Below are 24,016 nucleotides of genomic sequence, written 5' to 3'. Positions count from 1 at the left end.
GTAACCAGGGCTTTTTGAGAAATACCCGCTTTGAGTGTTTCGGTTCGATTATATACACTGCAAAAACGAGTCGAGCTTACTACTATGGGTATACACAAAGTTGCATTTGCGTTTTCCGCGCAATTTCCTCCCAGAGAAGAAATCCTGGCAGAAGTATTTAGAAAGCACCACATAAAAATCAGGCTCACCGTCGGTATTGCATTGAACACTCTTGCTGATATGCCACCGGCCAATCCAGCCCCAGCGTTTAGCTACTTACTGACTCATCCCAAGGACCTAGGTGTGGGCTGGCTGAGAAGGTCACGCTACCGAGCCCTGGTATTGCTCAAGATGGAGTACGAGGGCCAAATGCTGCTGTGGCTCACTACCTCACCCGGCCAGTCCGACATGATGGACCTAGTATCTGAAGCCTTACAAGCCCTGGGTGGGGTAGAAACGGGTTAAACCTAATCGGCGAAAGGTGGCTTCTCACTTATACTGTATATCGAATAAGCTTAAATCTTCAGCATTTAGTGAATACAGCCGCAAAGCGCCTTGCTCTGTTTATAGTTGCAGCAATAGTCTTGATTACAGCCGCTGCCAAAATACATCGGAAATACCTGCTTATGCGGAAATTTGGCGAGTTACAGCTGCGGGACCTGGATATCACCTCTATCAAGGAAGTCGATATGAAGTCCGCTTGTAGCTTTGATTATGTAGAAGCCTCCGCAGAAAATCATGCGGCCTACAAGCTGGGGAAAGCCTACGCCGTTGGCATGCATTACTCGTATCTAACGGGGCAGTACGACCGGATAGTTTGCGTTACCGATATGGATGTAGCGACAAATTGCGAGCTACTTCAAAAAGCCTCCGACTATTATCAATCAGATTCCACTTACCTGAAATCCTTAAGTGGAATTGGAGTTGGTAAGGTTACGGCCTGGGTATACCGCAAAATTGACCCCACTAAAAACGCCTTTCCCAATAAAGCGGCGTTCGAATACCTGATGTGGAGGGAAGACGAGGTGGAGTTGCACAATGGAGCTCTGCAAGCCAGCACTAGGAAGGAAATGAACCAGCACCTGTTTTAGCTTCTCTCACCCTACACCGCCACCCGCAGCCGCTGCTCCACCTCCGGCGTCACCCGTTTCGGCCGCTGCGTCGCCGGGTCCAGCAGTACCCACTGGGTTTCGGCCTCGCAGAGCAACGCCCCGTCGGTGGCCCGCTCGATGCGCACGAAGCGCTGAGACTGGGCCCCGCGCACTTCGCCAATCCAGGTGGTGCAGCGCAGCTCCTCGCCCAGAAAAGCCGGCTTATGGTAGCGGACCCGGTGCTCCAGTACCACCCAGATATACTGCTCCCGCTCGCCCACGGGAAACGCCGCGTGCCAGTGCGCGGCAGCCGTGTCCTGCACAAACTGCACGTACTGCACGTTGTTGACGTGGTTGAGCTCGTCAATGTCGGCCTCGACCACGGTGAGCAGGCGGGAGAAGCGGAAGGAAGCGGCAGTATCGGACATATAGTAGGAGAAAGACTGGGCGAGGCGACTTCCGCACTTGGGGCATGAACTAAGCCCCGGGAAGGGCAGGAGAAGAGCGCCGTTCAAGCTGGGCTGTACGGCTGGGTTTGCTGAATCAGCGGGGCTTTTTACGGTGACTACCGCCTCGGTGTACAAAAAAATCTTTAAAAGTCATCGGTCAATAAGTGGCGTTTGCAGGCTTTCAAGGCCACTTTGTCGGAATGACCGACTCGGCAAACAGAGCCTTAATCTTGGATAACACGAACCGTTACATTCAGAATGCGTATCTTTGGTTCAAGTTTAAGATAATGTGCTTCATTATTCTGCTATTCGTTCTGCAAGGAGCTGCATCAGATAACAATGGCCACTTTGCTTGAATGACATCCATACAATATCCTCATGCAAACAGGAACAGTAAAATTCTTCAATGACACCAAGGGCTTTGGTTTCATTAAATCTGACGAAAACGGTCAGGACATCTTCGTACACGTAAGTGACCTGGTTGACGAGATTCGTGAGAACGACAAAGTGCAATTCGACGTTGCACAGGGTAAAAAAGGCCTGAATGCCGTAAAGGTATCGCTGGTTTAATTACTCTCACTTCTCGCAAGTGAAACAAGAAAGCCTGCTTCAAGCAGGCTTTCTTGCGTTTACAGCTAATCGGCAGGAAGTGTAGCAGTTGTGGCTTGCAGCCCTAAAAACTTATATAGGAATAGAACTTGTCGGTTTACGGTGCTGTTGCACCAAACCAAGCCGGAATAGCTGCCCAGCAGGGCAGTTGAGCGAAACTCCGGCGTATTACAAACTGAACTGTACTCAGGAATAAGAGTTAGCTAAAAACGCTGCTACGTATCTTTTCTCGCAGAAAATACGTACCTTTGCAGCCGCATTGAGAACGGCCATGTTCCGCGCAGCATAGGCTGCTGTAATCTAATAGGCTGGCCGCCTTCGTCTTCCGTCCGTTGCTTCCGTCGCTTGTCGTTGTTGTTGAGTGGGAGAGGAACGTCGCTGAATCCGCTGTTTTCAGAGCTAGTGTCTCTCATTCCATCTAACATAGACATGGAAAAAGTAAAATTTGAAGAGTTAAATCTCTCCGAGGAACTTCAGCGCGCCATTGCTGAGCTCGGCTACGAAGAAGCATCCCCCATCCAAACGGCCGCCATTCCGGTTCTGCTCGAAGGCAAGGACGTAATTGGCCAGGCCCAGACCGGCACCGGCAAAACCGCCGCGTTCGGCATTCCCGCCATCGAAGGCGTCGATACCAACAACCGCGCCGTGCAGGTGCTGATTCTGTGCCCCACCCGCGAGTTGGCCGTCCAGGTTTCGGGCGAAATCCAGAAGCTGGGTAAATACAAGCGTGGCCTGGCCGTAGTGCCGATTTACGGTGGCCAGAGCTACGACCGGCAGTTCCAGGCCCTGGAGCGCGGCGTGCAGATCGTCATTGGTACCCCCGGCCGCGTAATGGACCACCTGGAGCGTGGTACGTTGAAGCTGGACCAGGTAAAGAAAATCATCCTCGATGAGGCCGACGAAATGCTCGACATGGGCTTCCGCGACGACATCGAAGTGGTACTGAGCAAGATGCCCGAAGACCGCCAGACGGTGTTCTTCTCGGCTACGATGAGCAAGCCGATTATGGAGCTCACCAAAAAGTACCAGACCAACCCGCAGATCGTAAAAGTCAACCACCAGGAGCTGACCGTTACGAACATCGAGCAGATGTACTATGAGGTGCGCAACCCAATGAAAAAGGACGTTTTGTCCCGCATCATTGACATGTACAACCTCAAGTCGACCATCGTCTTCTGCAACACGAAGCGCATGGTAGACGAGTGCGTGGCTGAACTGCAGGCCCGCGGCTACTTCGCCGACGGTTTGCACGGCGACATGGGTCAGCAGCAGCGTCAGAACACACTCGACAAGTTCCGCAAAGGCACGCTCGAAATCCTGGTAGCTACCGACGTAGCCGCCCGCGGTATCGACGTGGAGAATGTGGAAGCCGTAGTCAACTACGACCTGCCCGCCGACGAGGAGTACTACGTGCACCGTATCGGCCGCACGGGCCGCGCCGGCAAGCTGGGCAAGGCCTTCACCTTCGTCAGCGGCCGCGACATCTACAAGCTGCGCGACATCATGCGCTACACCAAGGCCAACATCAAGCAGGAGCGTATTCCGTCGTTTGAGGATGTGTCGGAGGTGAAAACCACGCTCTTCCTGGCCCAGATCAAGGAAATCATTGAGAAAGGCAAGCTGGAGAAGTACGTAGCCCGCGTGCAGCGCCTGCTCGATCAGGAAGAAGAAATTACTTCCCTCGACGTGGCCGCCGCTCTGCTGCGCATGACGATGAAGGAAGACAAGCAGGCTGAAAAAAGCCTCGAAGTGGGTCGTCAGCAAGGCGCCGTGCGCCCGGGCTTCACCCGCCTCTTCGTCACGATGGGCAAGAAAGACCGGGTTCACCCCCGCGACATCGTAGATCTGATTGCCGAAAACACGGCCCTGACCGGCAGCAAAGTCGGTGACATTGCCCTCTACGACAAGTTCAGCTTCGTGGAAGTGCCTTCGGAGTTTGCCGAGGAAATCACGACCAAGCTGGGCCGCACCTCGATTCAGGGTCGTCCGGTGTCGTTCAACATTGCTACGCCCCGCCAAGAAGGTGATGCCCAGCAGGAGGGCAATACCCGTGGCCCCGGCGGCTTCGGTGGCGGAGAGGACCGTCCGCGCCGGACGGGTGGTTACGGCGAGCGTCGCGAAGGCGGCTTCGGTGGCAACCGCGGTGGTAGCTACGGTGAGCGTCGCGAAGGCGGCTTCAACCGTGGTGGTAGCTCATTCGGTGGCAACCGGGAAGGTGGTTACCGCGGCAACAGCGGCGGCAGCTCCTACGGCGGGGGCTACAAAGGCAACCGCGACGGGGGCAGCTCCTACGGTGGTGGCTACAAGGGCAAGCGCGACAACGACGGCGGCGGATTCCGCGGCGGCAACCGTAGTGAAGGTCCGGCTCCCCGCCCGCGTCAGGATTTCGACGAATAGCGTTGCGTAAGCCCGGGGTCGGGCTGCGGCCTTCCCCGGGCTTACCGGCGAATACAGTATAAAAAAGCCCCGCCGGGATTCCGGCGGGGCTTTTTTTATGCGTTTTGGTAAACTCGTTCTTACTTCGCGGCGGCAGCGTCGCGCAGGGAGCGAATCTCATTGTGGGCTTCCTGGATGCCCTGATACTGCTTTTCAATGATGGTCTTGAGTTGGCCGGGCAGACCTTCGGCTTTCAGGGCCGTCTGGTAGGCTTTTACGGCGTAGTCTTCGCCCCGCTCGCACTCGTTCAGAATGCTTTCCCGGCTTTTGCTGGTGATGGCCGCTTTCAGGTTGATGAAGGCGCGGTGCACGGTGCCCGTAATCGAGCTTTCCTCATCGGCTTTCAGGTTGAGCTGGTGCATCTGATCTTCGAGCTCGGTCAGGAAACCGTCGCGCTGTACGGCGTACTTCTTGAATACCTGCTTCAGGTCATGATCTTCGACGTCGGCGGTGGCGGTAGAATAACCTTTTTCGCCGTCTTTCAGCGTTTCGAGCAGTTCGTTGAGCAGGGCTTGGGTTGCTTTGGCTTCCATGAGTGGGTCAGTAAATTAGGTGTAGTAGAAACAAGGGTTGTGTCTCTCTTTACTGACGGGACGCTCGTAGGGTTGCAAGAAGCCCCGGCCCCGGCTTCAATTAAGTACTATTGAATGCTGAAAAAGTAGTATCGGGGTGGCTGAGCAACCGGCTAGGCAACGCAACGACGCCGCTTATCGGCTCATGGCTTGGCCGGCCAGATACCCCGTGGTCCAGGCGGCCTGGAAGTTGAAGCCCCCGGTGATGCCGTCGATATCGAGCACCTCCCCGGCGAAGTGCAGACCGGGCACCAGGCGGCTTTCCATGGTTTTCATATTCACTTCGCTTAGCACCACGCCCCCGCAGGTCACGAATTCTTCCTTGAAAGTGGTTTTTCCGCGCACGGCCAGGGGCATGCGCAGCAGCAACTCAATGAGGCGGTTCTGGGGCTTGGCCGGCAGTTCACTCCAGCGCACATCCGCCCCGATACCGGCCTGCTCCACCAGGGCCCGCCACAGGCGCTGGGGTAAGCCAAAGAGCGGGTTGACCAGTACCACTTTCTTGCCGTTCTCGTCGCGGAAGGTGTGCAGCCACTGGCGCAGGGTTTCCTCGTTGTAGGTCGGAATCCAGTTGACGAGGGCCGTGCCGGTGTAGCTCAGCTCGTGCAGGCGCCGGGCGCCCCAGGCCGAGAGCTTGAGCACGGCCGGCCCGCTCACGCCCCAGTGAGTAATGAGCAAGGGACCTTCATAATCGAGCTTTTCGCCGGCAATAACCACTCGGGCGTGGGGCACGCTCACGCCCATGAGCTCCTTGAGCGGCGACTCGGGCACGTTGAAAGTAAACAACGACGGCACCGGCTCGGCAATGGTATGGCCCAGCTGCCGCAGCCAGTTGTAGCCCTCAGTTTTGGGCACGCCGCCGGTGGCAACGAGCAGGCGCTGGGCCGTCAGCGTCTGGGCGTGAACCCCGGTGAGCTGCACCTGAAAGCCACCCTCGGGCAGGGGAATGAACTGCTCGGCAGTGGTATTGAGCAGGATGTGTACGCCGGCCTGTCGGGCCGCGTCGAGCAGGGCCTGGGCAATGGTTTCCGACGAGTCGGTGGTGGGAAACATGCGGCCGTCGGCTTCGGTTTTGAGCGCTACGCCGCGCTGCGCAAACCAGTGCACCGTGTCCTGGGCCCCGAACTGCTGGAAGGGCTCCTTGAGCTTTTTGCCGCCCCGCGGGTAGTGCTGCACCAGCTGGGCCGCCGAAAAGCAGGCGTGGGTCACGTTGCAGCGCCCCCCGCCCGACACCCGCACTTTGCTCAACAGCTTGCCGGTTTTCTCCACCAGCAGCACGCGGGCCGCGGGGTTGGCCTCAGCGCAGGCAATGGCCCCAAAAAAGCCTGCCGCCCCGCCGCCCAGCACCACGACCGTCCGTTTATCAGTATTCACGGCACAAAGATAATCCACGAATTCCGCCGGCCTTTAAATTGTCCCGTCCACTGCCTTAAAAGGTCCCGTCGATTTCCAAAATGGACGGGACCTTTTGGCCAGCTACCCGGCACCATCTATCCTATCCGGCTGATTGGATTGGAAGTCTAGCAGGAAGCCAGGGCCGCTAGAAGGTCGTCGTGCCGGAACTCGTAATCCAGGGTGCGGCGAATCAGGCTGCTGTCGATGGTTTTGCCCCCGGCCGAGTCGGGCTGGAAAACCGGGGCGGCCAGGCCCAGCTGCTGGGCGGCGGCCGGGTAAAACTCCCGTCGCCGCAGGTGCTGGGCCGCACTGGCGTTGAAGGTATAGCCCCAGGCGTTTTGCTGGATAATACTCGTTAGCAAGCCGATACAGTCGTGGAGGTGAATCAGGTTGACGGGGGCGTCGCCATTGGGCACATCTTGGCGGCCGGCCAGAAAGCGGCCCGGGGGGCGCTCGGGGCCAATCAGCCCGCTCAGGCGCACTACTGTGGTTTGCCACTGGCCCTGGGCCGACGTGAACTGTCCTTCGGCCCGCAGCAGGTCGGAGGCAGCTTCGGCCGAGGCCAGGGCGTCGGCTTCCCGCATGGGGCGGGGCTCATCGGGGTACACGCTCGTGGAGCTTACGAATAGCACGTATTTCACGCCGGCCGCCGCCACGGCGCTGCCCACCGGCCGCAGCAGGGCGGGGTAGCCGGCCGGGCCGGCCTTGCTGGGCGGCACGTTGAGCACCAGCACCTGCACCCCGGCCAGCATAGCCCGCAACGTGTCGGCGTCGGTCGCACTAAAATCGGGGCCCAGGCGCAGCAGGTAGGGCGTAATGCCCGCGTCGCGCAGGGTGAGCAGCTGCTTGGGCGTAGTGGTGGAGCCCACCACGGGGTAGCCGGCCGCTACCAGGCTTTGGGCCAGGGGCAGGCCCAGCCAGCCGCAGCCCAGCACGGCAACAGTAGGAAGAGCAGCAGGAGAGGAGGAAGGGGCAGTCATGAGGCCCAAAGGTGGGAAAAAATCCTTCTTTTCGTTTATATAGGGCTAAAGCCAACAATTGCCGTTCTTGCAGCTTTCCCATCCTTCCCCTTCTTACTCTCCTTTTCTATGTCAGCCTACTCTCAACCCATGCTCCGCGACAATGCCCTGCAGGGCAAAACCATCGTCGTGACGGGCGGCGGCACTGGCCTGGGCCGGGCCATGACCACCTACTTTCTGCAGCTGGGCGCCAACGTAACTATCAGTAGCCGCAAGCTCGACGTGCTGGAAAAAACGGCGGAGGAGCTCCGGCAGCAAACCGGCGGTAAGGTGCTGGCCGTGCAGTGCGACGTGCGCAAGTACGACGAGGTAGAGGCCATGCTGCAAAAGACCATCGACGAGTTTGGTGGCGTCGACGTGCTACTGAACAACGCCGCCGGCAACTTCATTTCGCCCACCGAGCGGCTCTCCCACAAAGCTTTCGACGTCATTGTCGACATTGTGCTGCGGGGTTCCTACAACTGCACCTTGGCCTTCGGTAAGCGCTGGATTGCCGATAAAAAGCCCGGTACCATTCTTAACATCGTCACGACCTACGCTTCCGTGGGCTCGGCCTACGTGGTGCCCTCGGCGGCCGCCAAAGCCGGCGTGCTGGCCATGACCCGCTCCCTGGCCGTGGAATGGGCCAAGTACGGTATTCGCTCCAACGCCATTGCCCCCGGCCCGTTCCCGACGGAAGGCGCCTGGAGCCGCCTGTTTCCGGCCCCGTTGGCGCAGAAGCTCGACCCGGCCGCCTCGGTGCCGCTCAAGCGCGTGGGCGAGTACCAGGAACTGGCCAACCTGGCCGCCTACCTCGTGTCCGATTTCTCGGCCTATGTCAACGGCGAAGTCGTGACCATCGACGGAGGCGAATGGCTCAACGGGGCCGGGGAGTTCAACAAGCTGGAGCTGATTCCGGCCCCCATGTGGGACGAAATCGAAAAAGCTATGCGCGGCAACCGCTAGACTCCGCGGTATAATTTGTAACCGCTTCGCAACTGAAATTGGGCCCGTCCGGGCGCTGGAAAGTCATCGGCTTTTCGGTGCCCGGACGGGCCTATTTTCATGTGGGCGGCACTGGCTTCGCCGAAATGCGTTGGTGGCAAGCCGGCTGATATCCGGCACCTACCCAAAACCGGGTATAAATACCTGGTTGCGAAAATCAGGTGCTTTTACCTGTTCTGGACCCAGGCGGAAGAGCTTCCTTTGTGGAGTCAAAAGCAGCTTCCCGGCCGGGAAAGCCCCGGCCTTACCAACTGAACGACTCTCGACATGATCCAGAATCTTCCGCCTGGCACCGGTAAGAATATCGGGGCTGGTGAAATAGAAGGCGCCGTGTATCTGTACCGTACGGAGCAGGGTGGGGCCGGGCCAGGATGGGTAAGCTGGCAGCCCCAGGGCGCGGCCCCGCAGGTGCGGGAAATCGTGGTGGGGCAAACCGTGGCTTTCCTGCTAAACGGGGGCGCGGGCTTGCTTACCAATGGGTGCCCGTCGGTGGTGCGGGTGCTGCACCAGAACCAGCTGATGGCCGAAGATGCAGATGCCCTCGCTCAGCCCAATCGGGGCGGCAAGCCTAGAGGGGGTGGCAGCAGCTTAGTGTTGTCGTTGTTGGGTATTTAATAAAGGTTTACTTAATAAATAGTTATGCGTGCCGAAGGACAGTTCGCAGCTGTATTTTACCTCCGGTTTATTCTTCCGAAAGGGGTGTATAGTTTATAAGAATGGTTACGTATGCAACGGCCTCCCCCGAGTAATCGGGGGAGGCCGTTGCGTAGCTGCCCAAGCCAGAGCCGTTAGAACTTGTAGTCCTTGTAGTCTTTTGAAAACTCGGCGGCTGGAATCGGCTGATTAGCTACCACCTCCGAAAATTCGAACTTCTCGAACAGGCCCTTGTCGTCGTTTACCTGCACCACGGTGGGCAAGTACGTTTTCTGGTCGACGCAGACGATGGTGCGGCGGCCGTAGCTGTTGGGCACCTGCAGAGCCTTGCCGGCCGGCACTACATCCTCCGCCGACAGGCCGTTGCGCTCCATAATGCGGTACTCGCCGCAGCCAAACCGGTCGGCAATGCGGGAAATGGACTCGGCCTTGGCCGGCTTGTAGGTCACGTAGCGAAACTGGGGGAAGTCGGAGCGCAGCACGTGGCAGGCCCGACCGGCCACCACCGAGTCGCCGGTGTAGCGGAAGCTCCGCTCGTAGGCGTGGTCCTGGCGCAGGTTGGAGCCCTTAATCAGGTCGGCAATGGTGCCGAAGCCCGCGTTGAGCACGGTGTGGTGCTGGTTGCGGCGCATCACCGAACCGTTGGGGTCCAGGTTGAGCGTCACGTAGGGAAAGGCGTTGGGGTTCACCCAGGCGTCGCCGTTGTTCTGGCCCGTCACCCAGAGTACTTCCACGCCTTTTTGGTTGCGCACGTACACTTTCAGCGGACTGAAGGCAATTTTCATCGTGGAGCGGGCCGCCTGGTACTTGTTGCCTTCGAGCCGCTCACGGGCTTGCACGGTGCAGCGCAGGGTTTTCAGGTTTTCGATGGAGCTTGACAGGCGGGTTAGCAGCTGCTCGGTGGTAATCTTATCGGCGGGCGCCGGGGCGGCAGCCAGGACGGCCAACACAAACGCCGCTGCGGCTGGGAGCCGGAACATAGAAGTCATGCAGAAACAGTAACGAGGAAGGCGGAAATCCTAAAAAACGGCGTCAGTACCAAAACCGCGCCGGAGCTGAAAACTACCGAATAAAGCTTAATTGAGGCTAATGCGCGGAAACCGCGAGGCGGTGCTGTCGAAGACGAACAACTCGTCGATTTCGACCTGCAGGAAAAAGCGGTAGAGCGGAAACTGCTCCACGGTGGTGCGAATGGCTTCCTCGCTGCTGCCGTTCATCGTAATCCAGCCCCGGGTGCGGTTGGCACTGATGGCGTAGGCCTCCACCACATTGGCCTCGATGAGCTCATTGATGAGGTGGCGGTGCTCGGGAATAAGCGCAATGAACTCTTCGTCAAAGAAATCCGGAAAGCGGACGGTGACAACAAACTTAGCCATGCGGAGAGAATATGGTACTACCATAACGCCGCCCGGTGGGGTAAAGTTGGGCTTAACGGGCGCCGCAGGCAACTTTTTGCCGGCAAAACCAGAATAGCGGGTATGCATTTCGCCCTGATTACCCCTAGCCACAACCGTCGGCAGTACTTGCCCGAAGCCATTGCCAGCGTGCAGGCCAGCGTCAGCGCCCCGCTGGATTTCTCCCGGGAGCACCTGATTTACGAGAATGGCTCGACCGACGGCAGCCGCGAGTGGCTGCAGCAACTCCAGCAGCCCGATCTGCGCTACTGGACCACCCCGGAAAAAGTGCGGGCCGGCCTGGCCCGCAACCGCCTGATCGAGCAAGCTCCGGCCGGGGCGTGGCTCGTGCCCCTCGACGACGACGATATCCTGCTGCAGCGCTGCCTCTACCACTACGCCGCCCTCATTGAGCAGCACCCGGAGCAGCCCTGGTTTGTGGCCGACTTCCTGCGCATGGACCAGGACCGGCGCTACCTGCCCAATGAGGATTACTACGCCTGGCGCTTCGACTCGCCCGTAGCCATGCTGCACGCCATTTTCAAGGCCGAGCACTTCATTCAGGGCAACGTGTGCTACAGCCGCGCCTTGTTCGACCAAGTGGGCGGCTACGACGCCGAGCTGGCTATGGCCGAGGATTTGGACCTGTACGTGCGGTTTCTGCTGGCCGGGCACCTGCCAGTGTTGTCGCCCCACATCAGCCACCTGCACCGTTTCCACAGCAGCAACGTCAGCATCGGCGTAGATGCGGGTAAGCACAACGAGGACCTGCGGGTGATTTACGACAAGTACGCCGCGCAGCTCAAAGCGCTAGGGGTGGAGCGGCCGGGCTAAGGTTATTCCTTGTACACCACGCCGCCTTTTACCACCAGCTTTACCTCGCGCAGGGCGGTAATCTGCTGGGTGGGGTCACCTGCTACCGCTACTAAGTCGGCGAGCAGGCCGGGCTGGATCCGGCCCCGGTCGAGCAGGTGGAAGATGCGGGCGTTGCCGCTCGTTTGGGCCTGCACTACTTCCAGGGGCGAAAAGCCGTATTCCTGCACCAGCAGCTCGGCTTCGCGGCTGTTGTCGCCGTGGCGGAACACGCCGACGTCGCCGCCCACGGCCAACGTGACGCCAGCCTTGCGGGCAGCCTGTACGCTCAGGCGCTTCTGCTGAATTCGCTCGGGCTCGGTTCCCTGGCCTTTTTTCCAGCCCTGGTACTGGGAAATAGCGTCGCCGGCGGCCACGGTAGGGCACAGGGCCACGCCGCGCTGCTTCATGAGCTTGAACACCTCCAGCGTGCCCCCGTCGCCGTGCTCGATGGTTTCGACGCCGGCCAGCGTGGCCCGGCGCATGCCCTCGGGCGTGGAGGCGTGGGCCACCACGGGCCGGCCGGCGCCCCGGGCGGTTTGCACAATCAGGGTTAGCTCTTCCTGGGAAAACGTGGGGCGGGACGGTTCGCCCTTGCCCCAGCGGTAGTCGGCGTACACCTTGATGATGTCGGCGCCTTTGCCGATCTGCTCCCGCACGGCTCGCACGATGCCATCGGTGCCGTCGGCTTCCTGGGCGCCCTGGGGCACTTCCACGTCCACGGAAAGCTTGGGGCCGTAGCTGCCGGTAGCCACCAGCGCCCGGGTAGCCACCAGCAGGCGCGGACCGGGAATAAAGCCCTGATCAATGGCTTGTTTGAGGCCCACGTCGGCGTAGTCGGCGCCTTCGGTGCCCAGGTCACGGGTGGTGGTGTAGCCGGCCAGCAGCGTGGCGCGGGCGTGGGCCGTGGCCCGGGCTACCCGCAGCGCCTGCGACTCGAGCAGGACTTGGTCGTTCCAGGTAGTTTCGTTGTAGGGGTGGAGCAAGAGGTGGGAATGACCCTCAATCAGGCCCGGCAGCAGGGTTTGGCCCGGCAATTCCACCGTGCGCGCCCCGGCCGGCGCGCTGATTTGGGCAGCCGGGCCGGCGGCCTTGATGGTGGCGCCTTCCACCAGTACCACCCAGCCCGGGTGCATGGTTTCGCCGTCGAAGACGGCGGCGGGGCGCAGCAGCAGAGCGGGGGCCGGCGGGGTTGTTTGGGCGGTAGCGGCGAAAGTCAGCAGGAGCAAGCTGCCGGCGAGCAGTTGGCGGAGCGAGGTATTTACAGCGGGCATAAACTAGGCGTGGAAGTATAAAGCTACGGCTGCTTCCGCAAATTATAAGAAATGCCCACCTGCCCATCCCAGACGAATTGACGCGAATCGTTGAAGCGGTAGTTGCTGTCTTCCGCTGGTCCGTTGCGCAAAAGCAGCTGCGGGTGCAGCCGGGCCTCCAGGCTAAAGCGGCTGTCATCCGCTAGGCGGTAGGTGAGGGCCGACCAGATGCCGGCGCCCCATTTGGCCCGGTCGCTCCGTTCCCGGGCCCCCAGCACATAGCGGCCCGCACCTAGGCCCAGCGTGGCCTGCAACCGGGCCCTGATGGGCAGACGATAAGCCAGAAAGGCTTCCAGCGAATACAGATAGTTATGGTATTCCGTAATCTGGCGCCCACCACCGCCCATGAAGCCCGTAACAAGCTCCTGATACGCTTGCCGTTGCCGGGCCGCCCCCAGTACCACGCCGCCGACCAATTTTGACGAGAGTAGAAACTCAGTGCTCAGGCTCAGCGCCGGGGCTCCGGTGAAGGATGGTTCGTCCAGGTGTTTGTAGCCGCCCTTTTGGCCGAAGGCAGACGGCAGGGCCCAGGGAAAGGTTAGCAGAAGAATACCGTAAAAGCGCCGCATAGGATAGGGAGTACTAGAAAGCAAAAGGGCGCTACTCCGAAGAGCAGCGCCCAGTGCGCGAAGGTAGCGGAGAAACTCAGACTAGGCCTTTTCCTTCTCCTTCCGCTTCACTTTCATCTTCTTCACCTCCTTGCCCGCTTCCGGCGTAGCCGCGCCATTGGGCCCGCCCACCAGGGTCATTTCTTTGACCAAGTGGCCGGCGCCGGCGTATTTGTCGACCACGAAGAGCATGTAGCGCACGTCGAGAGTGATGTTGCGCACCCGGTCGGGGTCGAACATAATGTCGCTCATGGTGCCTTCCCAGTTCCGGTCGAAGTTGATGCCGATCAGCTCGCCGCGGCCGTTGATGACGGGGGAGCCGGAGTTGCCGCCGGTGGTGTGGTTGGTGGCAATAAAGGCCACGGGCACGGTGCCGTTCTGGGCGTAGGGGCCGTAGTCCTTGTTTTTGTACAGCTCCGCCAGGCGGGCCGGCACTTCGAAGTCGGGGTTGGTGGGGTCGGCCTTTTCCATGATGCCGTCCAGGGTGGTGTAGTAGTCGTACTTCACGCCGTCGGCGGGCTCATAGGTAGCCACCTGCCCGTAGGCCACGCGCAGGGTGGAGTTGGCGTCGGGGTAGAACTTACGGTCGGTCTGCATCTGGCGCAGGCCGGCCACGTAGGTGCGCTGCAACAGGGTAATGTTGTCGGTGTAAGTGGTATAGTTGGGCAGAATATTCGCGCGGTAGTTGGCAATAATGGCGCGGATGAGCTGCACGGCGGGGTCGTCACTGAGGGCCTTAACGTTGCCTTGCCCTACCTCGTCGAGCACGGTCTGGGTGCTGGCCTCGGTGGTCAGGCGCGACTTGCCGTAGAGCGCAGTAACGTAGGTAGCCCAGCCGGTTTTGCCCGCATACTGCTTCTGCAGCGTCTTTACGTACTCGGGCAGCAATGCCGCGGGCGTGCCCTCGGCGTAGAGCGGGAGCAGGGCGGCGGCTACTTTCTGGTCGGTGGGTAGGGAATAGTTGCGGAAAAAGCCCACAATGCCCTTTTTAGCTTTGCCCACGGCGGTGGCCACGTCGGCGGCCGGGGCTTTTTTCTCGGCCAGGTCCAGTAGCGGGAGCAGGCTGTTGGCGTGGGCCAGCAGCTCCACGCCCAGGGCCGCTTCGGTTACATAGTCCCGGGCCAGGGTATAGTCGCGCACGGCGCGGTAGTTTTTCTCCAGCTCGGGCAGCAGGGGGCCGTAGGCGGCTTTCTGGGCCTCGGTACCGTTTTGGGCCCACTGCGTAAACTTGGCTTCCTGCTCTTTTTTGCGGGTTACGGCGTCGAGCTTCTTCAGGCCCCGGGTTTCACCAATCCACTTTTTCCAGTAGTTGGCAATGCTAGCATATTTGGCCGCGTACTGAATCCGAACCTTGTCGGAGGCCCGCATGTCCTGGTCGAGCAGGCGGAGCTTGGCGTCGCGCACCTTGATTTTGGCCGGGTTCGAGAGGGAATATACCTCATCCACGCCCCAGGAAGTAAGGTATTCGTTGGTGCGGCCGGGGAAGCCGAAGACCAAGGTAAAGTCGCCGGGCTTGATGCCGCTGAGCGAGATGGGCAGGTGGTGGCGGGGCTTGAAGGGCCGGTTGTCCTTGGAGTATGGGGCGGGCTTGTTGTCGGGCCCGGCGTAGATGCGGAACATCGAGAAGTCGCCGGTGTGGCGGGGCCAGGCCCAGTTGTCGGTGTCGCCGCCGAATTTGCCGATGCTGCTCGGCGGGGCGCCCACCAGGCGGATGTCCTCGAAAACTTCCGTGACGAACAGGTAGTACTCGTTGCCGTTGTAAAAGGGCCGGATAAACGCCTCGTAGTGGGTGCCCTGCACGGCGGCCTGGGCTACGCGGGCAATGTTGGCCTGCACCAGCTTTTCGCGGTCAGCTTCGGCAACAGAACTGGTCGGCACGCCGGCCAGCACTTGGCTGGTCACGTCTTCCATCCGGACGATAAAGGTGGCCGTGAGCCCCGGGTTGGGCAGTTCCTGGTCCCGGTTCATGGCCCAGTAGCCGTTGGTCAGGTAGTCTTTCTCGACGGAAGAGTGCTGCTGAATCTGGCTGTAGCCGCAGTGGTGGTTGGTGAGCAGCAGGCCCTGGTCGGAAACAATTTCGCCGGTGCAGCCCCCGCCGAACTGCACCACGGCATCCTTGAGGCTACCCTGGTTGACGCTGTAAATCTGCTCGGCGGTGAGCTTGAGGCCCTTGCTTTGCATATCGGCCTCGTTGAGCTGCTTGAGCAGCAGCGGCAGCCACATGCCTTCGTCGGCGCGGGCCGCGGGCCCGAAGGAAAGGAGGGTAAGGGCCAGTAGCGCTAGCCGGGTAGTAATGCGCATAGAGAAAGATTGGGGGTGCAGAAACGGGTGGGCCACCGGGGCAGCCGCCGCAAATTTCGCGGAATTTTGGTGACGCACGACTTTTGGCCGGCAGCCAAACAAGAAACCCCAACCAAGCTGGTCGGGGTTCAGGGCTAAGGGCAAAAGAACGGCAAGTTTAGGAATGACCCAGCTCGGCTACGGCGGGGGTGGCTTTGGTGGTATCCACGGCTACGGCAGCGGGCACCAGGTCCTTTTCGGCTTCCTGGGCCTCGCCGGCGTGGGTTTGCTCCCACTCCCGGAACCGGGTGATTTCGCCCTGGAAGGCGCCCACAAACCAGCTCATCAGGCTCAAATCGTCCAGAAAGCCGACCACGGGGATAAAGTCGGGCACCAGGTCGATGGGCGAGAGGGTGTAGAGCAGCACGCCCAGGCCGGAGAGAATGGTCTGGGGTTCAATCTGGCGGTAGGAGCCGCTCACGTAGCTTTTCACCAGGCGCACCACGGTCAGCATCACGTCCAGCAGCTGCTTGAATTTGTTGTCGCCGCTTTTTTTGTCGGCCAGCTTGTTGGCTACTTCGTTGAGCACCAGCACTACTTTAAACGGGCGGCCCAGCAGGCGGCCGGCACGGTTTATAAAAACGCTAAACAGGGCATTCTTGGAAATGGACAGACCTTTTTCGGCGAGTGACGACATACGGGAGAGAGGAAGGAGTTAGGAGCGAATATTTGCAGCGTGTACGCAGCCCCAGCCCGGGAAGTTGGTTACCTTCGCCCCGATACCAAGCTCCACCGTCTATGTCCACCACCGAGCGGCCCATCGAAGGCCAGTATTTGCCCTACTACGACACCTACATCCGCCACATTCCCGCGGGCGCCGCCCCGCTCTACATGCTGGAAAAGCTGCCCGACGCCCTGCACCAGGCCGTGGGCCAGCTCACCGACGAGCAGGCGCGCTTTGCCTACGCCCCCGGCAAGTGGACCATCAAGGAAGTGCTGGTCCACGTCATCGATACCGAGCGGATTTTTGCCTACCGCGCCCTGCGCATGGCCCGCAATGATAAAACCGATTTGCCCGGTTTCGAGCAGGACGACTACGTGCCCGCCTCCGAGGCCAACGAGCGGACGATGAGCAGCATCCTGGAGGAGTACGCCGCCGTGCGGGCCGCCACTATTGCGTTGTTTCGGTCGTTTTCGGAAACCCAGCTGGCGCGCACGGGCTCGGCCAACGGCGGCCCGGCCAGCGTGCGGGCCCTGCTCTTCATCATTCCCGGCCACGAGCTACACCACCTGAGCATCCTGCGCGAGCGGTATTTTCCGGCCATGAGCTAAGTGGCCGTTCACACAACACCTACGCGCTGCATTGCGTTAGGAACCTAGGAATTCAATTTCTACCCAAATCAACCTGCATCATGGCTAAAGCACAAGACGCCCGCAAAGAGAAGAAAAAGGAGCCCGCCAAAACCACCAAGGAGAAGAAGGCGGCCAAAGACGAGAAGAAACGCGCCAAGAACAGTAGCAGCGAATAGCCTGTCTTGGGCTTTGTTACAAAGCTGAAAATCCCCCGGTATCTGAAGTCAGATGCCGGGGGATTCTGCGTTTTGAGGGGCAGGGTGAAAATCCATGGCCAAGGTTTGAACAACTGCGGCGAGGCTTGGGAAGATCGAGGCGAAGCTTTGGACAATCGAGGCAGGCAACGGTTTGGAGCATTGCGGCCAAGCTTAGGACGGCTGCGACTTAGCTTTAGATGATTGAGGCGAGGCTTAGGACGACTGCTACTTGGCTTAGAGTATTTTGCCCAGCTGATATGGACTACTAAAATGGTCAGCGGCGAATTAGAGCGTGTAGTAGGGCTCTTTTTCCTTGTCGTGGTGACGGATGTAGCCGTGCAAGGTGAGCTTAATGAGGGTCTGATAGGCCCGGCGCCTGCCCAGGTTGCCCAGGCGCATGTACTGGGCTAGGGTGATGCGCGGATGCTTGCGCAGGTAGTCGAGCACGGCCAGCTCGTGGCGGTTGAGGGGCAGCTTTTCCAGCTGCTGCTGAGGCTGCTGCCGCTCCAACATTTTCTCGGTCAGGCCGCTGGTTTGCACGCTCTCGTCGCGCACCCGTACGTAGCCCCGCCAGTCGCCCTCGGCTACCTGGGCCCGGTGGGGCTTGTGGGTACTTTCGCGCACGGTCACAATCAGCACGGTGCGGCCTTCTTCCTCCACCTCCTTGAAATTGAGCGGAATAGGCGGGTCAATGTACTGCTCGGCGGCCAGGCGCAGCACGTACATTTCCTCTTCCGCGTCGCGCACGCCCACGATGCGCCCGTCGTCGTCGACGCCCACCAGCACCCGGCCGCCGTGGGTGTTGGCCAGGGAAGCCAGGGTGCGGGAAATGCGGGTCGGGTGGGTGGTTTTCTTCTTGAATTCCAGCCGTTCACCCTCCCCGTGCCGGATGAGTTCCTGTAGTTCTGACATAGCTTTGGTGGTGCCCGCCAAGTGCCGGAGCAACGTAATCCGGGCTGGCTGCGCCCCGCTTAGTGTACGTAACAATGGCCCACCCGGGAATTACTCCAGGCCCGCTTCTTCTTCCGAAATGCGCCACAGCCGGCTGGCTTCGGCCCGGTTCTGGGCCGTCGAGGAGGTGCGGGCGGGCTTGCTGTTCTTGAAATAGCGCCCACTGACGGAGGCTACTTTGGGGTCGGTAGCCAGGAAGATGCTGGTTTTGGCGCCCACTTCGGCCGTTACCATCAGGGGGCGGGCCAGCTTCCAGAGCAGCTTCAGGACCCGGGAGCTGCCCGGGTTTACGAGGCCCGTATCCACAATGCCGGGGTGCAGGCAGTTGGCCGTAATGCCGGTGAGCTCCAGGCGGTGGGCCAGCTCGCTGGTAAAGAGAATGTTAGCCAGCTTCGAGTCGCAGTAGGCCGTAAACGAGCTGTACTTGTCCGGGGCGTTGCGAAACGTCTGGGCCGGTTCGATTTCACCCAGCCAGTGCGCTTCGGAGGCCACGTTGATAATCCGGGCCTGCCCGGCCGCGTCCAGCAGGGGCAGCAGCAGGTTGGTCAGCAGAAACGGCGCCAGGTGGTTGGTAACCCAGCTCAGCTCGTGGCCTTCGTCAGTAATGGTCAGGGGCCCGGGCAGGATGCCGGCGTTGTTGATGAGCACGTCGAGCGTGGCATAGCGCTTGGCAATTTCCGCCGCCAAGGTCCGCACCTCGCTCAGCCGCGACAAGTCGCAGAGCAGCACGTCGGGTGCACTCGCGGGACTGACCTGCTGAATCAGGGCTTTGGTTTGCTCGGCCTTGTCGGGGTTGCGGCACACCAGGATGAGGTGGGCACCGCGCCGGGCCAGCTCCCGGGCCGTCACCTGACCGATACCACCCGAGGCGCCGGTAATGAGAATATTTTTTCCATTCAGGGAATGGGAATCAGCAAGCGCAGCCATGAGCGGGCAGAAGAGGGGAGCGGAAAAGCACTGGAAAATGGTCCGGCCGGGGCTGGACAATTCCTAAACGATAAAACGATACCCGGAAGTTTTCCTTTTTAACGAATGAGCGCCGGAGCGGGCAGCCCTGGGCCTACATGCAAAACGGAAGCCGGTGCTCCCAGGCAGGAGTTCCGGCTTCCGTTTGTACAGGTGCAGGGCTAGCGCCCGACAACCAGCTGGCTTTAGAAGGGCAGGTCGTTGTCGTCGTCGCCGGCGATGGGCGCGGCGGGAGCAGCGCGCAGGTTCGGGTTCTGATTCTGAGCGGGAGCAGCAGCGCGGGGAGCAGCCTGCTGGTTGTAACCACCGCCGGCGGGAGCCCCGCCACCCGTGCCGGCCTCAATGCGCCAGGCTTCCAGGTTGGTGAAATACAGCATCTGGCCGTTCTTGTTGAAGCCGCGGCCCCGCAGGTTGAAGGTAACTTTTACCTCGTCGCCAACTTTGAAGGAGTCGATGAGGGCCGTTTTATCTTGAACCAACTGGAACTTGATATGCTCAGGGTACTGGCCATCCTGAACTTCCAGCACAAATTCGCGCTTGCGGAATTTCTCACTCACCTGCTGTTCGTCAAAAATCTCGTGCAGGCGGCCGGTAGCGTCGTAAGCCATAAAAAAAATCGTTAAGTGGGTAAATCCTTGATTCAAACGTACGAAAAAAAACGCGTTATGGCTACCCGCGCCGCCCAAAATCCGGACCGCGCCGCTGCGTATCTTTGCCTTTCGATCTTGCCCTCAGCTCACTAAAATACGTCCCAGCCCATGGATTTTCCTTTTGCTTTGGCCTTGCACGGCGGTGCCGGAACCATCTCCCGCACCCTGATGTCGGCCGAAGCCGAGCACAACTACCGCCAGGCTCTGCAGGCCGCCCTGGAAACTGGCTATGACGTGCTGCGCCACGGCGGGGCGGCCCTCGATGCGGTAGAAGCCGCCGTCATCAGCCTCGAAGACTGCCCCTTGTTTAATGCCGGCCGTGGGGCGGTGTTTACCCACGAGGGCCACCACGAAATGGATGCTTCCCTGATGGACGGCCGCAACCGCGCCGCCGGCGCCGTGACCGGGGCCCGCCACATTCAGAACCCGATTCGGGCGGCCCGGTTGGTGATGGACAAAACCGAGCACGTGCTGCTGGCTTACCCCGGCAACGAGGAACTGGCCCGGGAGTTTGGCCTCGCAATGCAGCCCACCGAGTACTTTTTCACCCAGCACCGCTTCGACCAGCTCCAGGAAGCCCTGGCCGAAGGCCGCATGCGCCTCGACCACAGCCAAGCCGTGCAGGCCCCGCTGGAAGAGCCCGTGGCTTTCGTGGATGAAGACCCCAAGAAAAAGATGGGCACCGTGGGCGCCGTAGCCCGCGACCAGCACGGCAACCTGGCCGCCGCGACCAGCACCGGCGGCATGACCAACAAGCGCTACTCCCGCATCGGCGACTCGCCCATCATCGGCTCGGGCACGTTTGCCGACAACCGCACCTGCGCCATCAGCTGCACCGGGCACGGCGAGTTTTTCCTGCGCGCCGTGGTGGCCCACGATATTTCCTGCCTGATGGAATACCGCGGCCTGAGCTTGGCCGAAGCCTGCCGCGTCGTGGTGCACGACAAGCTGGCACCCGTGGGCGGTGAAGGGGGCCTGGTAGCTGTCGACAGCTTCGGCAATGTAGCGCTGCCCTTTAACTCCGACGGCATGTACCGCGCCAGCCTCAGTTCCACCGGCTCTCTGTACGTAGGCATTTACAAGGACTAGACCAGCCTTTGAGTCGTAAAAATTCCGCCCAACTTTTTCCCTGGTGCCGCCGCTGGAAGAGGAATAGTTGGGCGGGTTCTTTTAGGGCCTATTATATAAGGAGTAAAAAACGTCTTTTGCCGACTAGTAAAGTGTCAAATGCAGAACGCCGACTTTCGGGAAGAAAGTCGGCGTTCTGCATTTGATAACTAGGGCTGACCCGCTAGGCCGTGGCGGTCTGGGCGGCAGTAGCCGTTTCGGGCGTCGGTTCCGGCGACACGGTAAGGACCGGCGCGTAGGCCGTTTTGTCGGCGTAGAACTTCCGGTTCTCAATGTCGTAGGTATTGCCCTTGGCCAGCACGTGCAGGGTCATGTTTTCCATCGAGAGGGCCATGCCTTTTTTGGCGGCCGCCGCGTTGTTGTGCTGCAGGTTGTGGCCGTCCATGATAATAACCAGGTTGGAGCCGATGGTTTCAATCAGGTTGCCTTCGGTGATGAGCACCCCGGTGTCTTCGCCCAGGCCGATACCAATCAGCTTGGGGTGCAGGGCCACGGCTTCCATGAGGCGGCCGAAGCGGCCCCGCTTCACGAAGTGCGAGTCGATTACTACGCTGCGGTTCAGACTCAGGCCGGTTCCGATTTTTACGGCGCCCTTCATCAGCGCATCCGGTACGCTGCCGCCCATAATCATGATGTGGGACATGGCCATGGCCCCGGCGCTGGTACCGGCAATGACGAAGTTGGGTTCGTTGTAGTAGCGGGCCGTCATCCGGTCCAGAAACTCACTTTCCCCGAACATCATTTTCAGGCGCGACTGGTTGCCGCCGCTCATCATCACGATGTCGGCTTCGAGCAGGCGGGCCAGGTACTCGGGCTGCTGCGCGTCTTCCGGCGTCCGGATGTCGAGGATGCCCACGTTCATGCAGTTGAGCATGGCAAACGAGGACACGTAAATCTTGGCGACTTCCTCCGGAATCATGGAGGCCGTGGTGATGACCTCGATGCGCGGATTGGTTTTGCCCGACTCCGTCACGACGCGCTTCAAAATACCGAGCTCAAAGAAGTTGAGGTAGTATTTTTTCTTGGTGCGCGGGTTGGGGTAGGTGCCTTTATCTTCATTGCCTCCAATGGCAATTAACTTCCCGAGAGGTTTAGGTGCTTTCAACGCGACAAATCAACTTTTAATGGGTACCAAAGGAAAAGAACTCCGGACGGGCAAGCAAGGTTCAGGCCATACCCACCGAAGCTCAGCGGTAAGTTAAGCCGTTTGGCCCACCATTGTATCGAAAGTACTGGTGGCGACGGAATGATAATTGGCCCGGGCCTGGGCGTAAATACGCTGGGCCCGCGTCCGGCCGCCCGGGGCCGCCAGCAGGGCTTTATAAATTGGCACCAGGAATTTACGCCGGCCCACGGTGGTCAGAAATTTTTCCGTGGCTTCGCCGGCGGGGGCGTAGCCCGCGGCCAGGGCCAGCGGAAACCAGGCCGCCAGAATTTCCGCGTTACCCGACTGGGTAAAGCCGAAGGCCGCGTCCAGTTCAGCCAGCTGCTCCACCGACAAACTTTTGGGTAAGCCGTGCAGAAAGTGGACCCATTCGTGGGAGCTCCACTGATCCGTGGGCAGGGAGGCGGCCGGAGTTCCGTGCTGCCACGTCTGCAAAGCTGCTTCTACCGCCGCAAACCGTTCCGACGAAACTGGCGGGGCCCCGGCCGGAATACCCGGGCCGTTGATCCAGTCGTCGAGCTGCAGCTGCTCTTCCAGACCGGGCTGCTGGTCGAGCAGTTCCCGCCGCAGGTAGGTCACGAAGGAAACCGTATCCATCGACTGAAAGCTGAAGCGGGCGAAATATTCCTTAATAAAGGTGTCCAGCTTGGGGCGGCCCACCAGTTTTTCCAGGGTCAGCAGCAGGTAGTCGCCCTTTTCGTAGGCAATTTCATTGAGGCCCTCGTCGGGGTCCCGCCCGGCCAGGTCGAGGTGGAGGTGGGTGTCTTTGCTGGTCGCGCCGAGCTCTTCCACGGTGTGCAGCAGGCCGGTGTGGCCCAGCACCTGCAGCATGTCGGCGTAGGAGCTGCCGTAGAGGCGCTCCATAATGCGGCGCTCGAAGTACACGGTGAAGCCTTCGTTTAGCCAGAAGTCGTTCCAGGTAGCGTTGGTCACCAGGTTGCCCGACCAGGAGTGGGCCAGCTCGTGGGCCACCAGGCTGGTTAGGCTCCGGTCGCCGGCCAGAATCGTGGGAGTTACAAATGTTAAACGTGGGTTTTCCATGCCCCCAAATGGGAAGCTCGGCGGTAGTACCAGCAAATCGTACCGGTCCCAGCGGTAGGGGCCGTAGAGCTCCTCGGCGGCGGCCACCATTTTTTCCAGGTCCTCAAACTCGTGGGTGGCGCTGGGCAGGGTAGCGGGCTCGGCGTAAAGACCGGTGCGGGTACTCAGGGACTGAAACTCCACGTTGCCCACGGCCAGGGCCATGAGGTAGGAGGGAATGGGCTGCTCCATCCGGAAAGAGTACGTGCCGCGCGGGTCGAGCTGCTGGGGGTTCTCGGCGCTCATGAGAGCCAGCAGATGAGCCGGCACCTGCACCCGGGCCTCGTAGGTGAAGCGCACCCCGGGCGAGTCCTGGCACGGAATCCAGGTGCGGGCCAGAATTGCCTGCGACTGGGTAAAGAGAAACGGCTGTTCCCGGCCGGCCGTTTGCTCGGGCGTCAGCCACTGCAGGGCCGCCGCTTCGGGGGCGGTGCGGTACCGAATGCTGACTACGGTCGTGTTGGGCCGCACCGTGATGCGCAGGGGCTGACCCAGCACCGGGTCGTTGGCGCCCAGCTCAAAATCGGTAGCCGGTCCACTTGGGCCGTCTAGGTGCACGGCGTCAATGAGCAGGGTGCGGGCATCGAGCCAGAGCTCGGTGGCGCCGGTGTGGTTGGTGAGCTGCCAAGTAGCCTGGCCCCGCAGGGTGCGGGAGGAAAAGTCAACCTGCAGGTCGAGTTCCAGGTGACGCACCTGCACCTGGGCCGGGCGGGCGTAGCTATGCGGGTCGGGAGTAAGCATAAGAAGCAGAACAGTAGGAGCGCAACAATAGGTACTCTGTACGGGAAAGGCGGCAAATATAGCCTAATCCCCGACCGGAATTTGTGGGGTGGCGGCCGGGGTTTGGGTGACAAAACTAGTATCTTGCAGCGTGGTATAGTTCTGCTTCCC

At 60.3% G+C, this 24,016-nt stretch carries 24 protein-coding genes; 9 read left to right on the top strand and 15 right to left on the bottom strand.

Translation table 11 applies throughout. The features are described 5' to 3' along the window. Nucleotides 1–84: 84 nt before the first annotated feature. Together CLV45_RS10590 and CLV45_RS10585 are read left to right on the top strand one after the other, a co-directional pair. On the top strand, nt 85–444 hold the full coding sequence (locus CLV45_RS10590) for a hypothetical protein (RefSeq protein WP_100336322.1): 360 nt from the start codon (nt 85–87) through the stop codon (nt 442–444). 68 nt (nt 445–512) lie between these two features. Next, on the top strand, nt 513–1,070 hold the full coding sequence (locus tag CLV45_RS10585; protein ID WP_157807409.1) for a hypothetical protein: 558 nt from the start codon (nt 513–515) through the stop codon (nt 1,068–1,070). 11 nt (nt 1,071–1,081) lie between these two features. Here CLV45_RS10585 and CLV45_RS10580 read toward each other — a convergent pair whose 3' ends face one another. Next, nucleotides 1,082–1,498, bottom strand: a complete 417-nt coding sequence (locus CLV45_RS10580; protein WP_100336320.1) for an acyl-CoA thioesterase — start codon at nt 1,496–1,498, stop codon at nt 1,082–1,084. A 399-nt stretch (nt 1,499–1,897) separates the two neighbouring features. Between CLV45_RS10580 and CLV45_RS10575 the strand changes: the two genes are divergently transcribed. Continuing rightward, on the top strand, nt 1,898–2,089 hold the full coding sequence (locus CLV45_RS10575; protein ID WP_100336319.1) for a cold-shock protein: 192 nt from the start codon (nt 1,898–1,900) through the stop codon (nt 2,087–2,089). Between the two features lie 468 nt (nt 2,090–2,557). After that, nucleotides 2,558–4,525 carry a DEAD/DEAH box helicase gene (locus CLV45_RS10570; protein ID WP_100336318.1) on the top strand — a complete coding sequence of 656 codons (1,968 nt, stop codon included), beginning with the start codon at nt 2,558–2,560 and terminating at the stop codon, nt 4,523–4,525. 119 nt (nt 4,526–4,644) lie between these two features. Here the strand turns inward: CLV45_RS10570 and CLV45_RS10565 are convergent, their stop codons facing one another. The 3 genes from CLV45_RS10565 to CLV45_RS10555 all read right to left on the bottom strand — a co-directional run bounded on the left by CLV45_RS10565 (nt 4,645) and on the right by CLV45_RS10555 (nt 7,511). Further along, on the bottom strand, nt 4,645–5,097 hold the full coding sequence (locus CLV45_RS10565) for a ferritin-like domain-containing protein (RefSeq protein WP_100336317.1): 453 nt from the start codon (nt 5,095–5,097) through the stop codon (nt 4,645–4,647). A 174-nt stretch (nt 5,098–5,271) separates the two neighbouring features. Next, nucleotides 5,272–6,510 carry a BaiN/RdsA family NAD(P)/FAD-dependent oxidoreductase gene (locus CLV45_RS10560; protein ID WP_245882827.1) on the bottom strand — a complete coding sequence of 413 codons (1,239 nt, stop codon included), beginning with the start codon at nt 6,508–6,510 and terminating at the stop codon, nt 5,272–5,274. A 146-nt stretch (nt 6,511–6,656) separates the two neighbouring features. Further along, nucleotides 6,657–7,511 carry a Rossmann-fold NAD(P)-binding domain-containing protein gene (locus tag CLV45_RS10555; protein WP_100336316.1) on the bottom strand — a complete coding sequence of 285 codons (855 nt, stop codon included), beginning with the start codon at nt 7,509–7,511 and terminating at the stop codon, nt 6,657–6,659. 108 nt (nt 7,512–7,619) lie between these two features. Here CLV45_RS10555 and CLV45_RS10550 point away from each other — a divergent pair, with 108 nt between their 5' ends. Together CLV45_RS10550 and CLV45_RS10540 are read left to right on the top strand one after the other, a co-directional pair. Beyond that, nucleotides 7,620–8,495 carry an SDR family oxidoreductase gene (locus CLV45_RS10550; RefSeq protein ID WP_100336315.1) on the top strand — a complete coding sequence of 292 codons (876 nt, stop codon included), beginning with the start codon at nt 7,620–7,622 and terminating at the stop codon, nt 8,493–8,495. A gap of 306 nt (nt 8,496–8,801) precedes the next feature. Further along, nucleotides 8,802–9,149, top strand: coding sequence for a hypothetical protein (locus CLV45_RS10540; protein WP_100336313.1), 348 nt, complete (start codon nt 8,802–8,804; stop codon nt 9,147–9,149). A 173-nt stretch (nt 9,150–9,322) separates the two neighbouring features. Here CLV45_RS10540 and CLV45_RS10535 read toward each other — a convergent pair whose 3' ends face one another. Both CLV45_RS10535 and CLV45_RS10530 read right to left on the bottom strand, forming a co-directional pair. Continuing rightward, nucleotides 9,323–10,177: a LysM peptidoglycan-binding domain-containing protein gene (locus CLV45_RS10535; protein ID WP_100336312.1), complete on the bottom strand. Its 855-nt coding sequence runs from the start codon at nt 10,175–10,177 to the stop codon at nt 9,323–9,325. A gap of 87 nt (nt 10,178–10,264) precedes the next feature. After that, nucleotides 10,265–10,564, bottom strand: coding sequence for a hypothetical protein (locus CLV45_RS10530; protein ID WP_100336311.1), 300 nt, complete (start codon nt 10,562–10,564; stop codon nt 10,265–10,267). A 102-nt stretch (nt 10,565–10,666) separates the two neighbouring features. On the opposite strand from CLV45_RS10530, the gene CLV45_RS10525 reads away from it, so the two are divergent. Continuing rightward, nucleotides 10,667–11,416, top strand: a complete 750-nt coding sequence (locus CLV45_RS10525) for a glycosyltransferase family 2 protein (protein ID WP_100336310.1) — start codon at nt 10,667–10,669, stop codon at nt 11,414–11,416. Nucleotides 11,417–11,418: 2 nt separating this feature from the next. Here the strand turns inward: CLV45_RS10525 and CLV45_RS10520 are convergent, their stop codons facing one another. From CLV45_RS10520 to CLV45_RS25600, 4 genes are all read right to left on the bottom strand, one after another. After that, nucleotides 11,419–12,708 carry a metal-dependent hydrolase family protein gene (locus CLV45_RS10520; RefSeq protein WP_100336309.1) on the bottom strand — a complete coding sequence of 430 codons (1,290 nt, stop codon included), beginning with the start codon at nt 12,706–12,708 and terminating at the stop codon, nt 11,419–11,421. A gap of 23 nt (nt 12,709–12,731) precedes the next feature. After that, on the bottom strand, nt 12,732–13,316 hold the full coding sequence (locus CLV45_RS10515) for a hypothetical protein (RefSeq protein WP_100336308.1): 585 nt from the start codon (nt 13,314–13,316) through the stop codon (nt 12,732–12,734). 81 nt (nt 13,317–13,397) lie between these two features. Beyond that, on the bottom strand, nt 13,398–15,656 hold the full coding sequence (locus CLV45_RS10510; RefSeq protein ID WP_100336307.1) for a S46 family peptidase: 2,259 nt from the start codon (nt 15,654–15,656) through the stop codon (nt 13,398–13,400). A gap of 157 nt (nt 15,657–15,813) precedes the next feature. Then, the gene (locus tag CLV45_RS25600; RefSeq protein WP_100336306.1) at nt 15,814–16,332 is read right to left on the bottom strand and encodes a YkvA family protein; all 519 of its coding nucleotides are present in this window, start codon (nt 16,330–16,332) and stop codon (nt 15,814–15,816) included. 101 nt (nt 16,333–16,433) lie between these two features. Here CLV45_RS25600 and CLV45_RS10500 point away from each other — a divergent pair, with 101 nt between their 5' ends. Continuing rightward, nucleotides 16,434–16,967 (top strand): DinB family protein, encoded by a 534-nt coding sequence (locus tag CLV45_RS10500; RefSeq protein ID WP_100336305.1) that lies wholly within the window; start codon nt 16,434–16,436, stop codon nt 16,965–16,967. A 503-nt stretch (nt 16,968–17,470) separates the two neighbouring features. Here CLV45_RS10500 and CLV45_RS10495 read toward each other — a convergent pair. From CLV45_RS10495 to CLV45_RS10485, 3 genes are all read right to left on the bottom strand, one after another. Continuing rightward, nucleotides 17,471–18,097 carry an AlbA family DNA-binding domain-containing protein gene (locus tag CLV45_RS10495; protein WP_100337012.1) on the bottom strand — a complete coding sequence of 209 codons (627 nt, stop codon included), beginning with the start codon at nt 18,095–18,097 and terminating at the stop codon, nt 17,471–17,473. A gap of 90 nt (nt 18,098–18,187) precedes the next feature. Further along, complete coding sequence (locus CLV45_RS10490; RefSeq protein WP_100336304.1) at nt 18,188–19,063, bottom strand: SDR family oxidoreductase; 876 nt, start codon at nt 19,061–19,063, stop codon at nt 18,188–18,190. Nucleotides 19,064–19,287: 224 nt separating this feature from the next. Then, entirely contained in the window at nt 19,288–19,710 is a 423-nt protein-coding gene (locus CLV45_RS10485; RefSeq protein ID WP_100336303.1) for a DUF3127 domain-containing protein, read from the bottom strand. Nucleotides 19,711–19,860: 150 nt separating this feature from the next. Here CLV45_RS10485 and CLV45_RS10480 point away from each other — a divergent pair, with 150 nt between their 5' ends. Then, the gene (locus CLV45_RS10480; RefSeq protein WP_100336302.1) at nt 19,861–20,841 is read left to right on the top strand and encodes an isoaspartyl peptidase/L-asparaginase family protein; all 981 of its coding nucleotides are present in this window, start codon (nt 19,861–19,863) and stop codon (nt 20,839–20,841) included. Between the two features lie 202 nt (nt 20,842–21,043). Here CLV45_RS10480 and CLV45_RS10475 read toward each other — a convergent pair whose 3' ends face one another. Continuing rightward, complete coding sequence (locus CLV45_RS10475) at nt 21,044–21,985, bottom strand: cyanophycinase (RefSeq protein ID WP_100336301.1); 942 nt, start codon at nt 21,983–21,985, stop codon at nt 21,044–21,046. 93 nt (nt 21,986–22,078) lie between these two features. After that, nucleotides 22,079–23,866, bottom strand: a complete 1,788-nt coding sequence (locus CLV45_RS10470) for a M1 family metallopeptidase (RefSeq protein WP_100336300.1) — start codon at nt 23,864–23,866, stop codon at nt 22,079–22,081. Nucleotides 23,867–24,016: the final 150 nt, after the last annotated feature.

Origin of the sequence: Hymenobacter chitinivorans DSM 11115, from assembly GCF_002797555.1 — a bacterium.
In the GTDB taxonomy this organism is placed as follows: Bacteria; Bacteroidota; Bacteroidia; order Cytophagales; family Hymenobacteraceae; genus Hymenobacter; species Hymenobacter chitinivorans.
Note: the sequence above shows the minus strand (reverse complement) of the source record. Positions and strands in the feature narration are given on the sequence as shown.